This window comes from Glycomyces tritici (genome assembly GCF_030403505.1).
Genome location: NZ_JAUEMJ010000003.1, coordinates 189,045 through 208,899, shown reverse-complemented (window position 1 = coordinate 208,899; position 19,855 = coordinate 189,045). Strand labels below are relative to the sequence as shown.

The 19,855-nt window shown below is 69.7% G+C and carries 18 protein-coding genes; 15 read left to right on the top strand and 3 right to left on the bottom strand.

Translation table 11 applies throughout. The features are described from left to right. Positions 1–18 precede the first annotated feature (18 nt). Together QWI33_RS11460 and QWI33_RS11455 are read left to right on the top strand one after the other, a co-directional pair. Entirely contained in the window at positions 19–1,278 is a 1,260-nt protein-coding gene (locus QWI33_RS11460; RefSeq protein ID WP_289957282.1) for an MFS transporter, read from the top strand. Positions 1,279–1,509: 231 nt separating this feature from the next. After that, positions 1,510–1,938 carry a protein-tyrosine phosphatase family protein gene (locus tag QWI33_RS11455; RefSeq protein WP_289957281.1) on the top strand — a complete coding sequence of 143 codons (429 nt, stop codon included), beginning with the start codon at positions 1,510–1,512 and terminating at the stop codon, positions 1,936–1,938. Here the strand turns inward: QWI33_RS11455 and QWI33_RS11450 are convergent. Then, positions 1,935–3,152 carry a Fic family protein gene (locus tag QWI33_RS11450; protein WP_289957280.1) on the bottom strand — a complete coding sequence of 406 codons (1,218 nt, stop codon included), beginning with the start codon at positions 3,150–3,152 and terminating at the stop codon, positions 1,935–1,937. The two genes, QWI33_RS11455 and QWI33_RS11450, sit on opposite strands and share 4 nt — an antisense overlap. A 222-nt stretch (positions 3,153–3,374) precedes the next feature. On the opposite strand from QWI33_RS11450, the gene QWI33_RS11445 reads away from it, so the two are divergent. From QWI33_RS11445 to QWI33_RS11405, 9 genes are all read left to right on the top strand, one after another. Next, positions 3,375–4,097, top strand: coding sequence for a DUF4129 domain-containing protein (locus QWI33_RS11445; RefSeq protein ID WP_289957279.1), 723 nt, complete (start codon positions 3,375–3,377; stop codon positions 4,095–4,097). Beyond that, positions 4,094–4,603 (top strand): hypothetical protein, encoded by a 510-nt coding sequence (locus QWI33_RS11440; protein WP_289957278.1) that lies wholly within the window; start codon positions 4,094–4,096, stop codon positions 4,601–4,603. The genes QWI33_RS11445 and QWI33_RS11440 overlap by 4 nt, the downstream gene beginning before the upstream one ends. Beyond that, the gene (locus QWI33_RS11435; protein WP_289957277.1) at positions 4,603–5,598 is read left to right on the top strand and encodes an AAA family ATPase; all 996 of its coding nucleotides are present in this window, start codon (positions 4,603–4,605) and stop codon (positions 5,596–5,598) included. Before QWI33_RS11440 ends, QWI33_RS11435 begins: the two co-directional genes overlap by 1 nt. After that, positions 5,595–6,953 carry a DUF58 domain-containing protein gene (locus tag QWI33_RS11430; RefSeq protein ID WP_289957276.1) on the top strand — a complete coding sequence of 453 codons (1,359 nt, stop codon included), beginning with the start codon at positions 5,595–5,597 and terminating at the stop codon, positions 6,951–6,953. The genes QWI33_RS11435 and QWI33_RS11430 overlap by 4 nt, the downstream gene beginning before the upstream one ends. 31 nt (positions 6,954–6,984) lie before the next feature. Beyond that, on the top strand, positions 6,985–7,599 hold the full coding sequence (locus QWI33_RS11425) for a hypothetical protein (protein WP_289957275.1): 615 nt from the start codon (positions 6,985–6,987) through the stop codon (positions 7,597–7,599). Between the two features lie 20 nt (positions 7,600–7,619). Beyond that, entirely contained in the window at positions 7,620–8,996 is a 1,377-nt protein-coding gene (locus tag QWI33_RS11420) for an NAD(P)/FAD-dependent oxidoreductase (RefSeq protein ID WP_289957274.1), read from the top strand. Between the two features lie 75 nt (positions 8,997–9,071). Further along, complete coding sequence (mtrA, locus tag QWI33_RS11415; RefSeq protein ID WP_030155693.1) at positions 9,072–9,761, top strand: MtrAB system response regulator MtrA; 690 nt, start codon at positions 9,072–9,074, stop codon at positions 9,759–9,761. Further along, positions 9,761–11,389 carry an MtrAB system histidine kinase MtrB gene (gene mtrB, locus QWI33_RS11410; protein WP_289957273.1) on the top strand — a complete coding sequence of 543 codons (1,629 nt, stop codon included), beginning with the start codon at positions 9,761–9,763 and terminating at the stop codon, positions 11,387–11,389. Before mtrA ends, mtrB begins: the two co-directional genes overlap by 1 nt. Next, positions 11,373–13,097, top strand: a complete 1,725-nt coding sequence (locus QWI33_RS11405) for an LpqB family beta-propeller domain-containing protein (RefSeq protein ID WP_289957272.1) — start codon at positions 11,373–11,375, stop codon at positions 13,095–13,097. Before mtrB ends, QWI33_RS11405 begins: the two co-directional genes overlap by 17 nt. Positions 13,098–13,148: 51 nt before the next feature. On the opposite strand, the gene QWI33_RS11400 is transcribed toward QWI33_RS11405, so the two are convergent. Both QWI33_RS11400 and QWI33_RS11395 read right to left on the bottom strand, forming a co-directional pair. Then, on the bottom strand, positions 13,149–13,376 hold the full coding sequence (locus tag QWI33_RS11400) for a DUF3107 domain-containing protein (RefSeq protein ID WP_289957271.1): 228 nt from the start codon (positions 13,374–13,376) through the stop codon (positions 13,149–13,151). 273 nt (positions 13,377–13,649) lie between these two features. Beyond that, the gene (locus QWI33_RS11395) at positions 13,650–14,276 is read right to left on the bottom strand and encodes a TetR/AcrR family transcriptional regulator (protein ID WP_289957270.1); all 627 of its coding nucleotides are present in this window, start codon (positions 14,274–14,276) and stop codon (positions 13,650–13,652) included. 314 nt (positions 14,277–14,590) lie between these two features. Between QWI33_RS11395 and QWI33_RS11390 the strand changes: the two genes are divergently transcribed. The 4 genes from QWI33_RS11390 to moeZ all read left to right on the top strand — a co-directional run bounded on the left by QWI33_RS11390 (position 14,591) and on the right by moeZ (position 19,673). Beyond that, entirely contained in the window at positions 14,591–16,468 is a 1,878-nt protein-coding gene (locus QWI33_RS11390; RefSeq protein ID WP_289957269.1) for a hypothetical protein, read from the top strand. 5 nt (positions 16,469–16,473) lie between these two features. Beyond that, on the top strand, positions 16,474–17,460 hold the full coding sequence (locus QWI33_RS11385) for an alpha/beta fold hydrolase (RefSeq protein WP_289957268.1): 987 nt from the start codon (positions 16,474–16,476) through the stop codon (positions 17,458–17,460). A 68-nt stretch (positions 17,461–17,528) separates the two neighbouring features. Next, a complete protein-coding gene (locus QWI33_RS11380; RefSeq protein WP_289957267.1) occupies positions 17,529–18,383 on the top strand; it encodes a DUF3152 domain-containing protein in 855 nt (284 codons plus the stop codon). A gap of 111 nt (positions 18,384–18,494) precedes the next feature. Then, entirely contained in the window at positions 18,495–19,673 is a 1,179-nt protein-coding gene (gene moeZ / locus QWI33_RS11375; RefSeq protein ID WP_289957266.1) for an adenylyltransferase/sulfurtransferase MoeZ, read from the top strand. Positions 19,674–19,855: the final 182 nt, after the last annotated feature.

The window sequence follows — 19,855 nt, the reverse complement described above, 5'->3', positions numbered from 1 at the left end:
TCGAGAAGGTCCACCCCGATGACCGAAGCCCCGTCCAAGCCCGTTTCGATGTTCCGCAAACCCGACTACCGACGAATCTTCACTTCGGTCGGGGCCAGCCAGATCGGCCTGCAGGTCGCGTACTTCTCGATCTCGATCATCGCGGTCGTCGTGCTGGACCTCAGCGAGTCGCAGATCGGTGTCCTGTACGCGATGGACCAGATCGCACTGGTCATGTTCGGCTTGCTCGTCGGCGTCTGGGTGGACCGGTTGCGGGACAAGCCGATCATCGTCGTGAGCGAGATCCTCCGCGGCGTGGTGATGCTGAGCGTCCCCGTCGCGTGGGCGCTCGACGCGCTGACCGTGTGGCATATGTTCGCGGCGATGTTCCTGCTCGGCCTGACCTCGGTGTTCTTCGATATCGGGCAGGCGAGCTACGTGCCGAGGCTGATCGACAACAAGAGCCTCGCCAGCGGCAACTCGCGTATTCAAGGGATCAGGTCGGCCTCCGACACCGGCGGACCACTGGCCGCCGGGCCGCTGGTCTCGCTGCTCACCGCTCCGGTCGCGGTCATCGTGGCGGTGGCGTCGTTCGCGGTGTCGGCGTTCTCCGTGGCCCGCATCAAGTACCGCGAAGAGGAACCGGAGAAACCCGAGAAGCCGCACCTCGGCGTCGAGATCGTCCAAGGCGTCAAGTTCATCTTCGGTGACAAGACCTTGCGGGGCATCGTGCTCGTGAGCGCCTGGTGCAACCTGTCGGTCGGGGCGTTCCAGGCCATGCTCATGGTGTTCCTCATCCGCGAGGCGGGCCAGTCGAGCGAGGTCGCCGGGTTCGTCCTCGCCGGCTCCGGTGTCGGCGGCGTGCTCGGGGCGATGCTGGTCGGCCGGATCTCGAAGAAGGCCGGCGTCGGCCCTACTGCGATTGCGGCGCTGGCGCTTTCGGGCCCTGGAATGGCGATCGTGGCCGCTTCCGGTCCGGGTTGGGGTGCGGCGGTGGCGTTCGTCGGGCAGGTGGTGTTCGTAGCGGCGATCGTCGTGTTCAACGTGAACGTCATCAGCTACCGGCAGGCGGTCACCCCGGACGACATGCAGGGCCGCGTCGGCGCGACGCAGCGCGTGATCTGCTGGTCGGGTCTCGCGGTCGGTTCGATCGTCGGCGGCTTCACCGGCGACCTGTTCAGCGCCCGGACCGCACTCCTGATCGCGGCCGCGATGCTCTTCGCCGGATTCCTGCCGCTGCTGCGCACGCCGCTGCGGACGCTCCGCGAGATCCCTGAGGAAGACGCGCTGGCGTCCTGAGCGATGCCGCCGCAAACTCCTCGTGCAATTGGCCAGCGGTGGCGGTGCTGTGCGTACGTCCACGCCGAGGGGAAACTGCTCCGAGATCGCGGTCTGCGCCTATGCGACGGCCGCTCTCGACGGTGTAGTCCCGGCGGCTCCTGGTCGCCCAGACTCCACGTCGTGAACCCATACGCGTGCCCCCCATTTCGGTCGATGCCCGAGTCGTTGGCACGCAGTAGATTCCGGTGCATGAAGGAAACCTGGGACCCCGCCGCCCCCGGCGTCATGCGCCTGCCGTCCGGCCGACTCGTCCGCGGCCGCGGACTCGCCAAGCCACTGCCGGACGGCCCGACGCCGGACTTCGCGCTCTACCTCCTCGGCAAGGAACCGCCGGCCGTCGCCTGGGAGTCCGAGTGGATCCGCTGGCCCGACTTCCGCCTCCCCAGCGACAAGGCGGCCTTCGCCACCGCCCTCCACGCCGCCTGGGCCCGCGCCGAGACCGAACGCGTCGAATTCGCCTGCCACGGCGGCCACGGCCGCACCGGCACCGCCCTCGCCTGCCTAGCCGTCCTCGACGGCGTCCCCGCCGCCGAAGCGGTCGCCTACGTGCGCGCCGAATACGCCCCGAAGGCCGTCGAAACCCCCTGGCAGCGCCGCTTCGTCGTCCGCTTCCGTTAGCGGCGGCCGCTACGGAGCTCCCAATCGCCTGTCCGTGTGAGCACCTCCATGACGGCGGACGCCTGGTATTGGTGGCGATACTTGCCGGTCAGTTTCTCGAGCAGTCCTATTTCGACGAGCTGATTGACCGCATTGGCAACGCCCTGCGGGGTTGCCTTGTTGAGTCGCTTTGACAGCGAGGGGACCGTGAAACACGGATACCCGATCAAGCTTCCGGCGATGTCACGAGCCAGTCCGCTTCGTGGGAGCTGCGTTTGGACCTGATCCAGAAAGGCCCCCTGAAGTTCGAGGAGATCCTCCACGCGGAAGCGCGTGTCCTCGGCCGCGGCTTCCAGCCCGGAACTGAAGAATCGGATCCATTGATCCCATTCGCCTTTCGCGGAAACGTTGTAGAGGCCTTCCAGGTATTCATCGCGATTGGCTTCGAACCAGGGCGAGACGCTGAGCAGCGGTTGCTGCAGCGCACGATCGGTGATGAGCTGCAGGACGATGAGCATGCGGCCGATGCGCCCGTTGCCGTCCGAGAAGGGGTGCAGCGTCTCGAATTGATAGTGGGCCATGGCAGCCGAGATCACAGGGTCGCGCTCAGTGCCGTCCTGGACCCAGTCCATCAGGTCCTGGACAGCAGCGCGCAGTTCGATGCCTGGCGGCATCGGGATGAACCGGGCTGATTCGATGGAAGCGTCGCCGTTGGCGATGGCGACCTGGACAGTTCGAAGACGCCCTGGATCTCTCCGCTCGGATGCCGTTCCGAGCACCAGCAACCGCTGCGCTTCCTCCAGCAAGCTGACGGTGATCGCGTGCCCGTCCTCGATCTGCTCGAAGGCGTGCTCCGCGGCGTAGACGTAGTTGAGAACTTCCACCAGCGCCGTTCCCATGGGCCCCGTTTCATCGGCTTCGTCGACCTCGGAGAGGACTCGTTCCAGCGGGGCGAAGGTGCCCTCGAGCGCTGAGGTGCTCTGTGCTTCTCGTCGAAGGGTGGGCCTGCGCAAGAGGGCCGGGTTGGGGACTTGCAACGAGGCCTGGTCGAGGCGGCCGAGTGCCAGATTCGCTCGCGCCACCGCTTGCCAGGTGGCTTGCTGCAGGTTGACCGCTGAGTCGAGCGGTCGGGGGATGTATGCCATGTGCCGGAAGGGGCGGCCGGTTCGCCTGTCCGTGCCTGCGATCGGTGTCAGATGCCCGGTCGGACTTTGCGAGAAGACGTCCAGTTCCACATCTCAAATCTTAGGCCTGAGAGTTGAGATGTTGCGGAACATCTCAACTCGGATTGGCGAGCCCTCGGATATCTCAACTCTCAGCCTTGGGAGTTGAGGTGCTGCGGAGGATCTCCACCAGAGTCGAGAAGCCGGTGGGATATGGGTGGTAGGCGGTTGCAGCATGGTTGGCATAGGGTGGTCCGCGTAACTCCGGAAGACGAGCACCCCTTGAGGTCCCGTATGGCGCAACCCCAAACGCAGCGGCGAACCGCGCTCAGGCGCTGGCTGCCCGTGCTCGTGGTGGTCGCCGCCCTCCTGGTCGTCGGGCTCGCCGCGCAGGGGGCCGGGCTGCAATGGGACGAGGCCGAGATCCCGTCCGCGACCGGCGGGCAGGACGCGCCCCCGCCGGACCGACTGCAGACGCAAGAGCTGCCCACCGCGATGGAGGAGGGCGAGCCCCGCGAATCGTATGCGCTGCCGCCCTGGGTCTCCTGGGTCGTCCTCGCCATCCTCGTCGGCATCCCGCTCTTCTTCGTGCTGCTGTTCCTGACGCGCAAGCTCATCGACTGGCTCACCGACGCACCGCCCAGCAGCGGCATCGCCGACCCTGAACCCGAGTACCTGCACCGGGACTTCGACCTCGTCGAGGAAGCCGTCAACGCCGCCCTCGCCGAAATGGACCTCGGCGACGACCCCCGCGCCGCCATCATGGCCTGCTGGCTGCACTTCGAGCGGGCCTCCGAAGCCGTCGGGATCGAACGCGAACCCTCCGACACCCCCTCCGACCTCGTCCGCAAGCTCCTGGTCCGCCACGAACTCGACGGCGCCGCGCTTCGCCGCCTCTCCGAGGCCTACCTCCGCGCCCGCTACTCGCCGCACCAGGTCGTCGAAGCCGACCGCGACCAGGCCCGCGACGCGCTCATCGCGCTCCAGGCCCAGCTCGGCCTCCGGGTGAGCCGATGAAGGAGTTCCTCGCCCCCTTCGGGCGCCTCAGACTGTGGCCCGCCGTCGGCGCCGTCGCGCTGGCCGTCGTCTTCTGGGGCGCCGCGCGCGTCAGCGGCGTCGACTTCGCGATCTGGCAGCTCGTGCTGCTCTCCCTCGCCGCACTGCTCGCCAACTCCGTCGTGAACGGCATGCGCGCCGACAACCAGCCCGCCCCGCCGCTCGCCACCACGAGCGTGAACGAACCCAGCTGGCGCCCCTTCACCGAGGTCAACCGCTGGGAGGACCGGCTCATCTTCGCCGAGGCCAAACCGGGCCGCTTCGAAGGCACGAACGCGAAGCAGCAGCTCGTCGAGGTCGCCTCCGAACGCCTCCGGCTCCGCCGCGGCCTCTCGCTCACCGAACGGCCCGACGAGTGCCGGGAACTGCTCGGCGAGCGCACCTTCCTGTTCCTGACCCGACCCGCGCCCGACTGCCCGACCCCTCGGCAGCTCGGCGAACACCTGCAAGCCATCGAGGAGATCTAATGGCAGACACCCCGAACATCAGCCTCGACCAGGTCGCCGACCATGCGAGCGCGGTCCTCAAGTCCGTCCAGTCGGTCATCGTCGGCAAGGAGGAGCCGCTGAAACTGGTCCTCGCCGGCATCCTCGCCGGAGGCCACATCCTCCTCGAAGACCTTCCCGGCCTCGGCAAGACGCTCACCGCGCGCTGCTTCGCCCAGAGCCTCGGGCTCGACTTCCGGCGGCTCCAGTTCACCCCCGACCTGCTGCCCGCCGACGTCACCGGCTCCCTCCTCTACAACCAGAAGAGCGGCGAGTTCGTCTACCGCAAGGGACCGGTCCACACCAACCTCCTGCTCGCCGACGAGATCAACCGGACGCCCCCGAAGACCCAGTCCGCGCTGCTCGAAGCGATGCAGGAGCGCCAGGTCTCGGTCGAGGGCGAGACGCACCTGCTGCCCGAGCCGTTCACCGTGCTCGCCACCTCCAACCCGGTCGAGTTCGAGGGCACCTACCAGCTCCCCGAAGCGCAGCTCGACCGCTTCCTGCTGCGCGTCTCCTTCGGCTACCCCACGCCCGACGAGGAGTGGGAGGTCCTGCAGCGCCGCATCTCCCGTCGCGTGGAGGCCGTCGACCTCGCACCCGTCATCGACGCCCCGACCCTCGTGGGCATGCAGCGGGCCCTCGAGCACGTCACCGTCGAGGACTCCGTGGGCCGCTACATGGTCGCCATCACCACCGCCACCCGCGGCCACGCCCAGGTCCAGGTCGGCGCCTCGCCCCGCGGGTCGCTCGCGCTGCTGCTGGCCTCCCGCGCGCTGGCGGTCCTGGCCGGGCGCGACTTCGTGACCCCTGACGACGTCAAGGGCGTCGCGGGCGCGGCCCTCGCCCACCGCATCACCCTCAAGCCCGAGCTCTGGATGCGCCGCATCGACCCGGCGTCCGTGGTCGCCGACATCTGCCTCGGCGTCGAGGCGCCCCAGACCGCCCAGGCCCCCACCTATTCAGCCCAGCAATGACGGCGATAGGCGATCCCGTCCTCGGCCTGCGCACTGACGGCGCGCGGCCTGTCAGCCGGGCGCAGTCCGAGCCGCCGGTCACGTGGCGCCGCACGCCTGCCTTGACGCGCGCGGTCGCGCTCGTCGCGGTCTGCCTGCTCGTCTCGGTGGCGTTCGGCCGGGTCGACCTGGTGCTCATCGGCGCGCCCTTCGCCATCGGCACCGCGATGCTGCTCCAGCACCGGCCCACCCGCGCGCCCGAGGCCCGGCTGATGCCCCTGGACGACGCGACCACCGCTGAAGGCGCGACCGCAGCCGCGAGCCTCACCGTGGTCAACCCCGAGCCGGTCCCGATCACGACGCTGGTCACCGCGGCCGCCGATCCCTGGATCGACCTGCACACCGGCAAGGGCGACTTCGCCGAGCGCCTCGCTCCCGCCGCCGGCCGCGAGATGGTCGTGGCCGGGCGGGCCCGCCGCTGGGGCGGCCACCACCTCGGGCCGATCCACGTGCGCTCGATCGCGTGCGGCGGCCTGCTCGAGACCACGGTGCAGCGCCTGCACGGCGCGACCGTGTGGGTCCTGCCGGTCCCGGACTGGTTCGACTCGGCCGAGTCCCTGCCGTTCGCGGACGGCGTGACGGGCGTGCACCGCTCCCGGCGCGGCGGCGACTCCGGCGAGCTCGCCGAGGTCCGCCTCTACCAGCCGGGCGACCGCCTGCGCCGCATCGACTGGCGCACCTCGATGCGCACCCAGGACCTGTACGTCAACGCCACACTGTCCGAACGCGACACCGACGTGACCCTCATCCTCGACCTCCAGGTCGAGGCCGGGATCTCCGGCGGTCTCGACGGCGCGGCCTCGATCGCGGACCTCACCGTGCGCGCCGCGGGTGCCGTGGCCTCCCACTACGCGCTCCAGGGCGACCGGGTGGCCTGCGTCGAGTTCGGCGCGCGCGGGCGCCGGATGCGGGCCGGAGCCGGGCGCCGCCATGCGGCCGCGACGCTCCGCTGGCTCGCCTCGGTCGACATGCCGGCCGATCCGCTGCCGCCCTCGCCCGAGATGCTGCGCCGCCAGCTCGCCGGGCAGCGCAGTCTGAACGTGGTGTTCACGCCGCTGCTCACGGACCGCTCGCTGGCCCTGATCGCCGCGATCGCCCGCGCCGGGCGGCCCGTGCTCTGCGTCGACACGCTCCCGCCGCACGTCTCCCCGCCCGACCGGACACATTGGACGCCGTACGCGGAGCGGCTGTGGCGGCTCTCGCGGGCCAACACCGTGATGGAGCTGCGCGACCTCGGCGTCGCCGTCGAGCCCTGGCAGGGTTCGGCGTCGCTGGACAACGTGCTCGCCGAACTGAACCGGAGGCGCTACCGATGAGCCCCCTCTTGACGAAGCCTGCGAGCCACCGATGAGCGACACCCGCCGCAGCCTGGCCAAGGCCCTCGCCGAAGGCGCCCGCGAGCGATACAAGGCCGGCCGGGCCGGCAGCGTCTCCTGGGCCCGCCGGGTCGCGCCCGCCGGGGTCCTGCTGCGGTTCGCCATCGCGCTGCCGCTGTTCATCGCCGCTGAGGTCGCCGTCCCGCTCGAGTGGGCCGCCACGCCCTTCTATGTGGGCGCCGCCGCGCTCTTCGCCCTGGTCGCGGCCTTGATGCCGGGCGGCATCGCGCCGACCCTCGCCATCTTGTTCGTGCTCGCCTCATGGCTCATCAGCGGCGCCCTGAACGACGACCACACTTCATTGTGGACGGCCACCGCCCTCGCCTGCCTGCTGTATACGGCCCACGCCACTGCCGCCGTCACCCAGCGCTTCCGAACAACTACCGCAATGGACGGTGAGATCATCCTCACCTGGGCCCGCCACCTGGGACTCGTCCTGGCGTCGACAGTGGCCGTGGCCGGTACCCTGGCCCTGTTCACCGCGTATTTCACCGGTCTCGCCGCCGGTCTCGTCATTGCGGCCGGGATCGTGGCAGCGGTAACAGTGATCTACGTCCTCGCGCGTTCGCTACACAAGAACCCCTGAGCAAGGACAGAATTGAACCCGTGAAACGTATTGTCGTGATAGGTGCCGGTCACGTCGGTTTTTACGTTGCCGAACGCTTGAGCAAGCTCTTGAAGAGCGACATCAAGCGCGGTCAAGTGGAACTGATGGTCATCGACCCCAACCAGCACATGACCTACCAGCCGTTCCTGCCCGAGGCGGCCGCTGGCTCCATCTCCCCGCGTCACGGTGTTGTGCCGCTCCGACAGGCCCTCAAGCTCTGCACCATCCTCACCGGTGCGGTCACCGAGATCAACCACGCCGAGCGCAAGCTCGTCGTGCAGCCGTTCGTCGGACCCACCCGCGAGGTCGAGTACGACGAGGTCATCGTCGCCCCCGGCTCCGTCACCCGCCCGCTTCCCATTCCGGGCCTGGCCGACGTCGCCATCGGCATCAAGTCGATGGGCGAGGCCATCTGGCTGCGCAACCACGTGCTCCAGCGCTTCGACATCGCCGCCACCACCGAGGACCCGGACGTGCGCCGCAAGGCCCTCACGTTCGTGACCGTCGGCGGCGGCTTCGCCGGCGCGGAGACCCTCGGCGAGCTCGAGGACCTCACGGCGAACATCGTGAAGAACTACCCGATGCTCGACGCCGACGAGATCAAGTGGTACCTCGTCGAGTACGCGAACAAGATCCTCCCCGAGGTCGGCCCTGAGATGGGCGCCTACGCGGCCCGCGAGCTCACCAAGCGCGGCGTCGACATCCGGCTCGGCACGACCCTCAAGTCGTGCATCGACGGCCACGTCATCCTCACCGACGGCGAGGAGTTCGACACCGACACCATCATCTGGACCGCCGGCGTCATGCCGCACCCGATGTTGAAGAAGTCGGACCTGCCGATCGGCCCGCGCGGCCACCTCGAGTGCAACACGCGGCTCCAGGTCGCCACCGGCGTCGAGGCCGGCCAGCACACCATCGGCGAGGTCGTCGACGGCGCCTGGGGCGCCGGCGACTCCACGCAGGTGCCCGACACCTCGGACTTCCCGATGGACTGGTGCACGCCTTCGGCGCAGCACGCCGTCCGCCAGGCCCGCATCCTCGCCGACAACGTGTACTTCAAGCACGTCGGCCGCGAACTCAAGCCGTACGAGCACAAGTACATCGGCTCGGTCGCCGGCCTCGGCCTGTACAAGGGCGTCGCCAACACCTACGGCTTCAAGGCCAAGGGCCTGCTCGCCTGGCTCATGCACCGCGGCTACCACCTGTCGCGCGTGCCCGGGACCGGCCGCAAGGGCCGCGTCCTCGCGGACTGGATCGTCGGCTTCTTCACGAAGCGCGAAATGGTCCAACTCGGTGAAATCCAGGCCGGCCGCGAGCCGTTCGAGGCCATCGCCGCAGGCACCGACCCCGCACGGGCCGCCAAGTCCGTCGGTTAGTCGTTACAGTTGGAGCACCACGGGTAAACAGACCCGTGGTGCTTCAGCCTTTAGCGAGGTGGAAAACTGGTGTCCATGAGAGCACGTGTACTCGTCGTCGACGACGATCCGGCCCTGGCGGAGATGCTCGGCATCATCCTCCGGACCGAAGGCTTCACCCCCACGTTCGTCACCGACGGCGAGAAGGCCCTCGCCGCGTTCAAGGAGCACCGCCCCGACATCGTCCTGCTCGACCTCATGCTCCCGGGCATGAGCGGCATCGACGTCGCGAAGGCGATCCGCGGCGAGTCGGGCGTGCCGATCGTGATGCTGACCGCGAAGTCGGACACCGTGGACATCGTCCTCGGTCTCGAATCGGGCGCCGACGACTACATAGTGAAGCCCTTCAAGCCCAAGGAGCTGGTGGCCCGCATAAGGGCCCGCCTGCGCCGCGGCGACGACGTCACCCCTGAGCGCCTCGAGATCGGCAAGCCCGGCCTCCAGGTCCAGATCGACGTGCCCGCCCACCAGGTCACCCTCAACGGCGCCGAGGTCAAGCTGACGCCGCTCGAGTTCGACCTGCTCGTGGCGCTCGCCCGCAAGCCCCGCCAGGTCTTCACCCGCCAGGTCCTCCTGGAGCAGGTCTGGGGCTACCGGCATTCGGCCGACACCCGCCTGGTGAACGTCCACGTGCAGCGCCTGCGCGCGAAGATCGAACCCGACCCCGAGCGCCCCCAGCTCATCCAGACCGTGCGCGGCGTCGGGTACAAAGCCGGATTGGGTTAATGACGCGCGATCAGGGCCGGACTCGCGAGAGTCCGGCATGGCTGCGGCGCCTCGCCCAAGGGGCCGCCCGCTACGCGGGCCGCGTCTCGCGGCCGCTGGTCGACCGCTTCCGCGCCTCGCTCCAGCTGCGCGTGGTCTCGTCCACCCTGATCGCCTCCACGATCCTCGTCCTCATCTTCAGCTTCGTCGTGGCCGGATCGGTGACCTCGGGGCTCCTCGACGAACGCCAGGACACGGCCGTCGAGGAGACCGAGAACGCCGCCGAGCGCGCCGCCGAGCAGCTGGGCACCTTCTCCACCGCGTCCGACACGGCGCTGCCGGCGACCATGCAGCGGATCGTGAACGAACTCGCCGAGGACCCGGTCTACGCGCCGTACATCATGCTGCGCACCGCCGACGGCGAAGTCGCCAAGACCCACCCGGTCTCGGGCAGCGCCGAGCCGAGCGCCGAACTCATGGAGACCGTCGCCGGCGGCAAGGTCGCGACCCAGTACACCGAGTTCGACATCGAGGGCGACGGGCCGCAGCCCTACCTCGTCGTCGGCTCGTTCATCGACCTGAACATCGAGTACGAGATCTACGCGTTCTACCCGCTCGAGTCCCAGCAGGACGCCATCGGCCTGCTGCGCACCAACCTGGCCCTCGCCGGGGTCGCGCTGGTCCTGCTCCTCGGCGTGATCGCCGCGCTCGTCACCCGCCTCGTCGTCACCCCGGTGCGCGAGGCCGCCCGCACTTCGCAGCGGCTCGCCGCCGGGCTCCTGCACGAGCGCATGGAGGTGCGCGGCTCCGACGACCTGGCGCGCCTGGCAGGGTCCTTCAACCTCATGGCCGAGAACCTGCAGAACCAGATCCGCAGGCTCGAGGAGATGTCGATGATGCAGCGGCGCTTCACCTCCGACGTCTCGCACGAGCTGCGCACCCCGCTCGCGACCATCCGCATGGCCGCCGACCTGCTGTACGACAACCGCGACGAGTTCGACCCGCTCACCAAGCGCTCCACCGAACTCCTCCAGCACGAGATCGACCGCTTCGAGGACCTCCTCCAGGAGCTGCTGGAGATCTCCCGCTTCGACTCCGGGTTCGCCTCGCTCGAAGTGGAGGCCGTGGACGTCGGCCGCATCGCCGAGGACGTCGTCGAGGGCCTGTCGCGGCTCGCGGACGAGTGCGGTGTGGCGATCACGATCGACAAGCCCTCGCGCCGTGTCATCGCCGAGGTCGACCAGCGCCGCGTGCACCGCATCCTGCGCAACCTCGTCTCGAACGCGATCGAGCACGCCGAGGGCCGGCCCGTCGAGATCACCATCGCCGAGAGCGAGACAGCCGTGGCCGTGGCCGTGCGCGACCACGGCGTGGGCCTCAAGCCCGGCCACGCCGACCGCGTCTTCGACCGGTTCTGGCGCGCCGACCCCTCCCGCAACCGCAAGACCGGCGGGACCGGACTGGGCCTGGCCATCAGCCTGGAGGACGCGAAGCTGCACTCCGGCACGCTCCAGGCCGCCGGCGCTCCCGGGGAGGGCACGCTGTTCGTGCTCACCCTCCCGCTGCAGTCGGGGAACCGGGTCATCAACTCGCCGATCCCGCTGCGGTTCGAGCAGAAGAAGGAGGCCCCGCATGCGACGCAGGACTAGCCTCGCCGCCGCGGCCGCCCTCGGCGCCGCCTGGGCGCTGACCGCTTGCGGCATCCCGACGGACAAGGCGCCCGAGGTCGTGAGCGACGCCCCCACCGACTTCGACTCGTCCGCGGGCGCCAACCCGACGGTCTACAAGCCGACCACGGTCGCTGAAGAGACGGTCGAGAACTTCCTGAAGGCCGCCTCGGGCGATCCCGACAGCCGCAACGACCAGCTCAACAGCTTCACGGTGAGCGGCGACTCGCAGTTCTCCGAGCCTTCCGAGGGCATCCGGCTCGTCGCCGGTATCGATGTGACCGTGAGCGACACGAGCGACATCCACGCGGTGATGGTGCAGGTGACCGGCTCGGTCGTCGGCAACTACCTCGAGGACGGCTCGGTCCGCATGAACTCGAGTCCGGGCGAGTACGACGAGACCTTCACCCTCCAGCGCGAGGACGTCTCCGATGTCTGGAAGATGAACACGCTGCCGGTGCAGGTCGCCCTCGACTACGACCACTTCACGAGTGCGTACGAGCAGGCGCCCATGTACTTCCAGGCCGGGCCCGCCGACCTGCTCGTCCCCGACCTGCGCTGGATCTACCGGGAGCTCGACGCCGAGACCCGCCAGCGGCTGCTCTTCGCGTGGCTCTTCCAGCGCCCCGGCGACTTCGCGAGCGTGTCGGCGCGCAACGCGATCCCGACCGACACCGTCGGCAAGATCAGCCCGGACGGCGCCGAGGTCGACCTCTCGCCGAGCGAGACCATCGACGACGAGACCGCCGAGGCCATTGCCGCGCAGATCGTGTGGACCCTCGGCCTCAGCGGCGAGTTCACCCTGACGACGGACGGCGACGTGCGCGTCGAGGGCGATGCCGCCAAGTGGCGGAACTGGAACGCCATCCCGCAGGACCTCCCTGAGACCGCGTACTTCATCGCCGACGGCACGGTGTGGGAGTACTCGGCCGATCGGCGGGTCACGCAGCACTCCAACGAGCACCCGTGGGTCGGCTACCAGGCCGAAGGCCTCCGGCAGGTCGCGGTGGGCCCCACGGGGAGCGTCGCGGCGATCGTGGCCGGCTCGGGCGGCGACGTCCTGCAGACCGGCGCGAACACGTCGACGGTCCGCGAGGTCGCCGGTCTCACCGGGAGCCTCGCCGACCCGCAGTGGCTCGAGGAGGGCACCCTGCTCGTGATCGACGACGGCGTGCCGACCCTGGTCACCCCGTCCACCGGCGCCACGCAGCCGCTGGGCGTGGGGGAGGACGTGACCGCGATGGCGCTCGCGGCGGACGGGCGGCGCCTGGCCTACGTCGAGGGCGGTTTCGCCTGGGTGGCCCCGCTGGGCCTGGACGCGGACCAGAACCTGACCGTGGGCACGCCGCGCCGGATCGGCCCGGACATCGAGAACGTGGCCGACGTGGCCTGGAGCTCCGAGAACTACCTGTGGGTGGCGGGCGAGCGCGAGGACGAGCAGCTGTTCCGGGTCGCGATCGACAACTCGCGGACCGTGCCGCAGGAGGGGACGGGCACGTTCCTGCCGATCACGCAGATCGCGGCGAACCCGGCCGAACCGACGCGGGAGAACTCCGACCGCGGCGAGCCGGTGATCATCGTGGCGAACTCGACCCTGTGGCGCGTCTACACGAGCGGCCCGGACGAGATCAGGAACGGCGACCAGCCGGTCGGCGGCACCGCCCCGTTCACGGTGCTGTCGATCCTGTAGCGACGCGAAAGGCCCGGAGCGGATGCTCCGGGCCCTTGCAGCTCAATCCGACTACTTGTCGACGGCGAAGCCGACCGACCGCAAGTTGGTCGCAGCGACCTCGACGTAAGCGATCTTCTCTGCGGGGATGTACACCTGCCGGCCCTTTTCGTCTTCGAGACGGAGGACGCCGCCGTTCGTCACGGCCTGCTCGATCGTCTCGGACAGGTCCTTCGGCGACAGCTTGCTCTCCAACACCAGTTCGCGTGGGGCGTATTGGACACCGATCTTGACCTCCACGGGCCCTCCTCAATCGAAATACTGTGACGTCTCTACGGTTGCAAGACTACTAGCGAGCCCCGCCCGTGACGGCCGCGGCGCAGTGCGCCGAGAGCGAACGAAACCGCGCGGGGGACGTGGCCAGGTTCACGAAAAACGTTCCGATTCACTGGAAAACGGCTCCGCCGACTCGCGGATTGCGCTGTTTCCACCCTTGCTCGGCTTCGCCTTCGCGCGGACTGTGCCTCTTCTTACCCTTACTCGGCTTCGCCTTCGCGCGGACCGTGCCTCTTCTTACCCTTGCTCGGCTTCGCCTTCGCGCGGGAAGTGGGAGATCCCGCGCCAGGCCAGCGTGCTCATGAGCTGCACGGCATCGTCCTTGGGGATGGCGCGGCCGGAGGCGATCCACTTCCGGGCCGAGATCTCGGCGATGCCGAGCAGGCCGGTCGCGAGGAGTTCGGCGCGGGCCTTGTCGACATGCGTGTCGCCCATGATGGTCTCGGCCATGGCGGCCACGCAGTCGGCCTCCATCTTCAGCACCCGCTCGGAGACCTCGGGGTCGTTGCGCTGGTCGGACTCGAAGACGAGCCGGAACGCCTCGCCCTGCGCGTCCACGAACTCGAAATAGGCCCGCATCGCGCGGTTGACCCGCTCCTTGTTGTCCTCAGTGGAGTCGAGGGCGTGGCGGACCTGGCCGACGAGTTCGGCCGCGCGCCCGTCCAGCAGCGCCAGGTAGAGCTCGAGTTTCGAGGTGAAGTGCTGGTACAGCACGGGTTTGGAGACCCCGGCGTTCTCGGCGATGTCGTCCATGGAGGTGCTGTGGTACCCCTTGGACACGAAGACGTCCTGGGCGGCTCGCAGCAGCTGCGCCCGGCGTTCGCTTCTGGGCAGTCGGACCCGGCCCTCACCAGCGCTGTTCACCAGGGCACCTCTCCTCGGCACATGTCGGTCATCCGTCAGTGGCCCGCTCTTGCGACCTGAATGAAGTTTACGGAAACCTGAATACAGTCTCCCAGCGTACGGGGGCGACAAACGCGGGTTCGAGTCACTGGGCACGCCACGGTACCTTGAGGGCGGGAATATGAAGGAGTTGTCTAGTGGTGCATGACCAGAACCGACCGGATGAGCCGCAGCGTCCGAGCGGGGAGGAACGACCCGCCCGCAGGCGCATCGGCAGGTCTTGGGGACCGCCCGCCGAGGAGGCTCCCGAGCCCGCCGAGGAGGCGCGGCAGGGGATGGGCCAGTCGCCTGAGCAGTACCGGTTCGATCCGGACCGCGGGCGCCGCCACCGCTACAGCGAGGACCCCACCGGGCAGTCGCCGAACGTGCCGGTGGAGATCGCCGAGACCGGCCCGATGGTCCCGGCCACCCGCCGTCCTTCACCCGGCGAGCAGTTCGAGCCGATCCCGCCCGCCCCGCAGCATTCCCAAGCCCCCCAGCACTTCCCAGGCGAGCAGCAGCAGTTCGCTCCGCCCGGCGCGGGCCAAGAGTTCAGCGCTCCGCAAGGTGCGAACCAGGAGTACAACCCCCAGCAGGGCGCGAACCAAGGGCACAACGCGCAGCCCGGTCCCGACCAGGACTTCAACGGGCCTCCCGGTGCCGGTCAGGAGTACGGCGCGCAGCCCGGTTTCAACCAGGAATACGGTGCGCCGGGCCAGAACCAGGAGTACAGCCCGCCCCCGCAGGAGCAGGGCGCGCCGCAGCAGCACCCCGGTTACAGCGCCCCGCCCATGTCCGGCGACTACGCGGCCCCGCAGCATCACCAGAACCCGGGCCCGCCGCAGCCGAACCAGGAGTTCGCCCCGCCCAGCGCGAACGGCTCCGCACCCGCGAACCACCAGCAGGAGTACGGCGTGCAGGACCAGAACGCCCACGCGCAGCAGTTCTACAGCGCCCCGCGCCAGGCCATGCCGAGCGCGCCGCCCGCGAATCCCCAGTTCGGCCCGCCCGCGAACCAGGAGTTCAGCGCGCAGCAGCAGCACAACCAGGAGTACAGCGGCCCGCAGCACCAGGACTTCGCCGCCCCTCCGGGCGTGAACCAGGAGTTCGCGCCCGGCGCGAACCGCGAGTACGGTGCGCCGAGCGCCAACGGTTCGGCCCCGGCCCAGGAGTACAGCCCGCAGCCGGCCACCCCGCAGCACCCCGAGGCGATCGAGGCGCCGCAGGACCAGACCGCGCCCCCGCCGCTCCAGCCCCCCGGGCCGCAGCAGCACACCGGCCCTATCGAGGTGCCGCAGCAGGCCGGACCGCAGACGCCGAGCGCGCCGGGCCCGCTGCCGCGCTCGCTCTCCAACGCGGAGCAGCAGACCGAGCAGTTCCCGATCGTGCAGCCCCAGCCGCCGGTCACCGAGGTCTCGCCCGCGGCGGTCCCGAGCCCGCCGGTCACCGAGCAGGCCCCGCTGCGCACGCTGCCGTCGAACCGCCCGCCGTTCGCCGAGCCCACTCCTCCCGCGACCGTGGAGAAAGACGTGAACGACCCCGAGTCCGCGCGCTTGGTCGACGCGGTGCGCCAGGTCCCCGGCGTCCGCGACGCGTTCCACGTGACCGCCCCCGACGGCAACTCCAGCCTGCGCCTCGAGCTCGAGGACGGCGTCGACCCCGATGAGGTCCACGCGGTCGTCTCGGCCGTCGTCGCCGAGCAGCGCGCCGTCGAGCCCGGCCCGCAGACGGCCGACGAGCCGGAGGTCCACGACCAGGTCGAGTCCCCGTCCGCCGAGATCGAGGTCGCGAAGGTCGGACCGGTCGAGCTGCGCCGCGTCGAGATCGAGTCCGCCGGGCTCGAAGCCGAGGTCAGCGTGACGCTCGCGCTGGGCGACGCCGAGTCCACCGGCAAGGTCGCGGTGCCGCCGATCGACTGGCACATCCAGCACGCGGCGGCGGCGGCCACGGTCGAGGCCCTGCGTCCGCGCCTGGGCGCGAACGACGTGCGGGTCGAGGTCGAGCACGCCTCGATCGTCCCCACCGGGCCGGTGAAGACCGCCGTCGTGGTCATCCTCTGGCTCGACGGCCGCTCCGTCCGCCGCCTCTCGGGCGCCTCGGTGGTCACCGCCGAACGCTCCCGCGCGGTCGTTTCGGCTACTTTGGGCGCGCTGGCTGGTGAAGTGACACACTAGGTCACATGAAACGGGCACGGCTGGCCGAGGCGGGCGGGGTTCGCAATCCGACCCGCCCCCACCCGCCGTTTCCCGGGGTCGAGCACCAGCTCAGCCGCCGTCGCCTCTTCATCAGGCACACGCCGCCGACGGCGCCGAACGCCGAGCCCGCCGTGTTCGTGCACGGGCTCGGCGGGTCCGCCCAGAACTGGACGGACCTCGCGGACGCGCTCTCGGACCACCTCGCGGTCGATGCGATCGACCTGCCCGGTTTCGGGCACTCGGCCCCGGCCCCGCGCGTCACCGTGCCGCTGCTGGCGCAGGACGTGGCGGCGTGGATCGTCGAGTCCGGCCGCGCCCCGGTACACCTGGCGGGCCATTCGCTCGGCGGGGCCGTCTCGGTCTACCTGGCGGCGACCCGCCCGAACCTCGTGCGGACGCTGACGCTGATCTCGCCCGCGATGCCGTTCGCGAACCCGCGCCGCTCGCACCAGTCGCGCTACGTGCCGATGCTCGTCCTTCCGCGCATGGCCTGGTTCGCCGACCGCGCGATGAAGGCGCGCACGCCCGAGCAGGTCGTGGACGACATCTTCCTCGGCACCTGGGCCGACCCTTCCTCGGTCCATCCGCAGCGCCGCCGCGAGGCCCTCGCCGAGGCCCGCCGCCGCCTCGCGACCCCGTGGAACTCGCGCGCGTACATCCAGACGTACCGGGGCCTCATGGCCTCGTTCTTCCAGGCGTTCGTGCCCGGCACGCACTCGCTGTGGCGGCTCGCCCGGACGATCGAGTGCCCGGCCCTGGTGGTGTGGGGCAAGCAGGACCGGGTGATCGACGTGCGCCAGGCGCCGCCGGCCGCCCTCGCGATCCCGGACTCGCGGCTGCTCATCCTCGACCGGACCGGGCACGTGGCGATGATGGAGCGCCCGCAGGCCGTGGCCCGCGCGATGGCCGCGATGTTCGATGAGGCCCGACAAGCTTTGGACCCGACCGACAATGCTTTGTCCGTATTGTGAACAGGAACCGGGCCACAGGAACCTCAGGTGTCGGCCCCGCGCGGCTCCGTCTGTCTTAGACTCGGCAGGTGACTGAGGGACGGCTGGCACGGCTCAAACGCATCCGCAGGCTCCGCCGGCGGCGCCGTTTCGTATTCCTCGCCATCCTCGTCCTCACGGCCGGCGCCGGCCTGTACTTCGCGCTCGGCGCCACCGACTCCGAGAAGCCCCAGGCGCTCGACGAGGAGGAGCGGATCGCGCCGACCACGGTCGCCGACCCCGTCCCGTCCGCATCGGCCTCGCCCTCGCCGGAAGCGGAAGTCGCCTTCACGCCGCCGCTGTACTTCTCCGGCACCGGAACCTGGACCTACGCCGCGCCCGTGAGCGACGCGGTCGTCGGCGACGCCGGCACCCTCCTCCAGTACGACGTGGCGGTGGAGGACGGCCTCGAGCTCGACGCGGCCGAGTTCGGCGCGTTCGTCAACGCGACCCTCGCCGACTCCCGCTCCTGGACCGCCGGCGGCGCCTGGCGCTTCCAGCAGGTCGCCGAGGGCGCCGGGGCCGACTTCACGGTCTACCTCGCCAGCCCCGAGCAGCGCGCGTACCTGTGCGGCTCCCAGAACACGACGGTGTCGTGCCGCAACGGCGACAACGTCGTCATCAACTCGGCCCGGTGGATCACCGGCGTCGAGCACTGGGACGGCACCCTGGACACCTACCGCCAGTACGCCGTGAACCACGAGGTGGGCCACCGGCTCGGCCACGGCCACGAGGTCTGCCCCGCCGACGGCGAGACCTCCCCGGTGATGGCCCAGCAGACCTACCAGCTCGCGGGCTGCGTCGGCAACGCCTGGCCCTTCCCCGACGGCACGACCTACGTCTCCGGTCCCGTGGGCGACTACAACGGGCCGGACCTCCCGCCGGACGACTTCGTCGACCAGTAGCGCAGGCAGAGGCGTTCCAAGATGCGGGACATCGCGTCCCATGCGCGTGAAGAACCGCACACCGGGCTTCCCGGTGGAATATCCAGCCCTTGGACATGCATTATTGACCATATGAGTTTGCCGCCGCTGGTCGAACCAGCCTCAGAGCTGTCGGTCGACGAGGTGCGCCGCTATTCGCGCCACCTCATCATCCCCGACGTCGCCATGGACGGTCAGAAACGACTCAAGAACGCCAAGGTGCTCTGTGTGGGCGCGGGCGGCCTCGGGTCCCCCGCCCTGATGTACCTGGCCGCAGCCGGAGTCGGCACGATCGGCATCGCCGAGTTCGACACCGTCGACGAGTCGAACCTGCAGCGCCAGATCATCCACGGCCAGTCCGACATCGGCCGCCCCAAGTCCGAGTCCGCCGCCGCCTCGATCCGCGAGATCAACCCGTACGTCGACGTCGTCATCCACAACACGGTGCTCGACAACGACAACGTGTTCGAGATCTTCGGGCAGTACGACCTCATCATCGACGGCACGGACAACTTCGCCACCCGCTACATGGTCAACGACGCGGCCGTGCTGCTCGGCAAGCCGTACGTGTGGGGCTCGATCTACCGCTTCGACGGCCAGGCCTCGGTCTTCTGGGCCGACCAGGGCCCGTGCTACCGCTGCCTCTACCCCGAGCCCCCGCCGCCCGGCATGGTCCCGAGCTGCGCCGAGGGCGGCGTGCTCGGCGTCCTCTGCGCCTCGATCGGCTCGATCCAGGTCACCGAGGCCATCAAGCTCCTCACCGGCATCGGCGACCCGCTCGTCGGCTCGCTCATGGTCTACGACGCGCTCGAGATGACCTACCGCAAGATCAAGGTCCGCAAGGACCCGAACTGCGCGGTCTGCGGCCCCAACGCCACGGTCACCGAGCTCATCGACTACGAGGATTTCTGCGGTTCAGTGACCGACGAAGCAGCGGAGGCCGTCATCGGATCCACCATCACCGCCCGTGAACTCGAGGCGTGGATCAAGGAGGGCCGCGACATCGACCTCATCGACGTGCGCGAGCCCGCCGAGTACGAGATCGTGCGCATCCCCGGCTCCCGGCTGATCCCCAAGGGCGACATCGTCTCCGGTGCCGCGCTCGCCGATCTGCCGACCGAGCGGCAGGCCGTGTTCTACTGCAAGGCGGGCGTCCGCTCGGCCGAGGCGCTGGCCGCGGCCAAGGCCGCCGGCCTGAAGAACGCCGTGCACGTCCAGGGCGGCGTGCTCAGCTGGATCAACCAGGTCGACCCGAGCCTGCCCACCTACTAAGGGGCGCAAGCAAGACGACAGGATCGAAGGGCGTGCGGCCAACGGCCGTACGCCCTTTCCCGTGTCCGCGAACGCACCGTTCGGTTGCCTCGGCCGGATATGAGATATCGAACCCCTGTCGCGCAACGAATACCGATGAGAGGCATTGACTCTCGCTTGACCGGTTCCGTACCCTCGCAAGG